A 3,019-nucleotide genomic window follows, 5' to 3' on the forward strand; every position below is an offset into this window, starting at 1 on the left:
AGTGCACCGCAAGGCCCGCTGGAGCAGCAGATCGCGGCCATCTGGCAGGACCTGCTCAAGCTGGAGCGGGTCGGCCGCAGCGACAACTTCTTCACCCTCGGCGGCGACTCGATCGTCTCGATCCAGGTGGTCAGCCGCGCCCGCCAGGCGGGCATCCGCTTCACCACCAAGGACCTGTTCCAGCACCAGACCGTACAAGACCTGGCCGCCGTCGCCCAGGTGGGGTGTACGGCACAGGCCGACCAACGCCCATTGCACGGCCCAACCCCGATGCTGGCGGTGCAGCATGCCTTCTTCGAAACAGCCATTGCCGAACGCCAGCGGTGGAACCAGTCGGTGCTGTTCCGCCCGTTGCAGACGCTCGATGCACAGGCACTGGAGCAGGCGCTGCAGGCCTTGGTCACGCACCACGACAGCCTGCGCCTGAGCTTCGTCGAGGTGGATGGGCAATGGCAGGCCAGCTACCGGCCTGCCGGGCAGGTACAGCCAGCGTTGCTATGGTGCGCGACGCTGGCCGATGCCGGTGAGCTGCAGGCATTGGGCAACGAGGCCCAGCGCAGCCTCAACCTGGCCGATGGGCCGATGCTGCGCGCGGTACTGGCAACCCTGGTGGACGGCAGTCAGCGCCTGTTGCTGGCGATCCACCATCTGGTCGTCGATGGGGTGTCCTGGCGTATTGTGCTGGAGGACTTGCACCGGGCCTACCAACAGTGTGCGGCCGGGCAGGCGCCACAGTTGCCCGCCAAGACCAGTGCCTTCAGGGCCTGGGCCGAACAGCTGCAGGCCTACGCCGCCAGCGACCTGTTGCAGGCCGAACTGGGCTATTGGCAGGCGCAATTGAGCCATGCCAGCGGCAGCCTGCCGCAGGACAACAGCGCTGGCGCCCTGAGCAACCGGTACGCCCACACGGTCTACAGCCACCTGGACGGGGCCTTGACCCGACAGCTGCTGCAGCAGGCCCCGGCCGCTTACCGCACCCAGGTCAACGACCTGCTGCTGACTGCGCTTGCGCGGGTGATCTGCCGCTGGACCGGCGAACCCTCGGCCCTGGTCGAACTGGAAGGGCACGGGCGCGAAGCTCTGTTCGACAACCTCGACCTGGGCCGCACGGTGGGCTGGTTCACCAGCCTGTTCCCGCTGCGCCTGAGCCCGGCGGCAACGCTGGATGGGTCGATCAAGCAGGTCAAGGAACAATTGCGCGCCGTACCCGAAAAGGGCATTGGCTATGGTGTGCTGCGCTACCTGGCGGACGCTGCCAGCCGCGAGTGCCTGGCTGGCTTGCCGGTGCCGCGCATCACCTTCAACTACCTGGGCCAGCTGGATGGCCACCTGGCAACCGATGAGCAGGCGCTGCTGGTGCCCTGCGCAGACCCCAAAGGCGATGAGCAAAGCCCGGACGCGCCATTGGGTAACTGGCTGACGCTCAATGGCCAGGTCTACGCCGGTGAGCTGAGCCTGGGCTGGACCTTCAGCAGCGACATGTTCGAAGTCGCCACCGTACAGCGCCTGGCCGATGAATACAGCCACGAGCTGCGCGCCCTGGTCGAACACTGCTGCCAGCGCGAACACGCCGGCATGACCCCGTCGGACTTTCCGCTGGCCGGCCTGACCCAGGCCCAGCTCGACAGCCTGCCGCTGGCGCCAGCGATGGTCGAGGACATCTTCCCGCTTTCGCCCATGCAGCAAGGCATGATGTTCCATACGCTGCTGCAGCAGGGCGGGGAGTACATCAACCAGTTGCGGGTCGATGTAACGGGCGTGGATCCCGAGCGCTTCCGTGCTGCCTGGCAAGCGGCAGTCGACTGCCATGACCTGCTGCGGGGCAGCTTCATCTGGGGTGAGCTGGCCAGCCCGTTGCAGGTCATTCAGCGTGAGGCGCCATTGCCGTTCGCGGTGCATGACTGGCGTGGCCGTGACGACCTTGCCGATGCGCTGGAGGCTTTCGCCGTTGCAGACCGCGCTGCCGGGTTCGACCTGGGCACGCCGCCGCTGTTGCGCCTGACCCTGATTCGCCTGGACGCGCAGCGTTATCACCTGATCTACACCAGCCACCACATCCTGATGGACGGCTGGAGCAATACCCGCCTGCTTGGCGAAGTGCTGCAGCGCTACCATGGCAGCGTGCCGGAGCACGGGCCGGGGCGCTTCCGGGACTACATTGCCTGGTTGCAGCGCCAGGATGGCGCTGCCCGCCAGGCGTTCTGGACTCGCCAGTTGCAAGGCCTGGAGGCCCCGACCTTGCTGGCCCGGGCCAGCGACTGGGCCGCAGGGAGCGAAGGGCAGGGGCAGGTCGAGCTGGCACAGCAACTGGATGCCCGGCAGACCGCCCGCCTGGACGCCTTTGCCCGTGAGCGCAAGGTTACCCTCAATACCGTGGTGCAAGCAGCCTGGCTGCTGGTGCTACAGCGCTACACCGGCCAGGCCTGCGTCGCCTTTGGTGCGACCATGGCTGGGCGGCCGGCCGAACTCAAGGGCATCGAGCAGCAGATCGGCCTGTTCATCAATACCTTGCCGGTGATTGCCAGCCCACGCCCCGAGCAAGCCTTGGGTGACTGGCTGGACACCGTACAGGCACTGAACATCGCCCTGCGTGAGTACGATCACACGCCATTGTTCGATATCCAGCGCTGGGCCGGGCAGGGCGGCGAAGCGCTGTTCGACAGTATCCTGGTGTTCGAGAATTACCCCGTGTCCGAAGCGCTGCAAGGCGCTACTGCCAGCAGCCTGGTGTTCGGTGAGGTGGCCAACCACGAGCAGACCAACTACCCGCTGACGCTGGTGGTGAACCTGGGTGTGCACCTGTCGTTGCAGATGAAGGTCGACCGCGCGCGGTTCAGTGCCCGGCTGGCCGCGCAACTCGGCGAGCACCTGTTGCAGGTGTTGCAGCAGATGCTTGAGACCACCGCGGAAACGGCGTTGGGCGAGCTGCCGATGCTGAGCCCGCAGCAGGCGCAACTGGTGCTGCATGACCTTAACAACACCGCCACCGACTACCCCGGCGACTGGCGCGTGCACCAGT

At 66.4% G+C, this 3,019-nt stretch carries 1 protein-coding gene; it reads left to right on the plus strand.

Translation table 11 applies throughout. The annotated features are described in order from the left end of the window. A partial coding sequence (locus LVS58_RS24850; RefSeq protein WP_233693230.1) for a condensation domain-containing protein occupies positions 1–3,019 on the plus strand: 3,019 nt, incomplete at both ends.

Source organism: Pseudomonas sp. JR33AA, from assembly GCF_021378985.1.
GTDB lineage: Bacteria > Pseudomonadota > Gammaproteobacteria > Pseudomonadales > Pseudomonadaceae > Aquipseudomonas > Aquipseudomonas alloputida.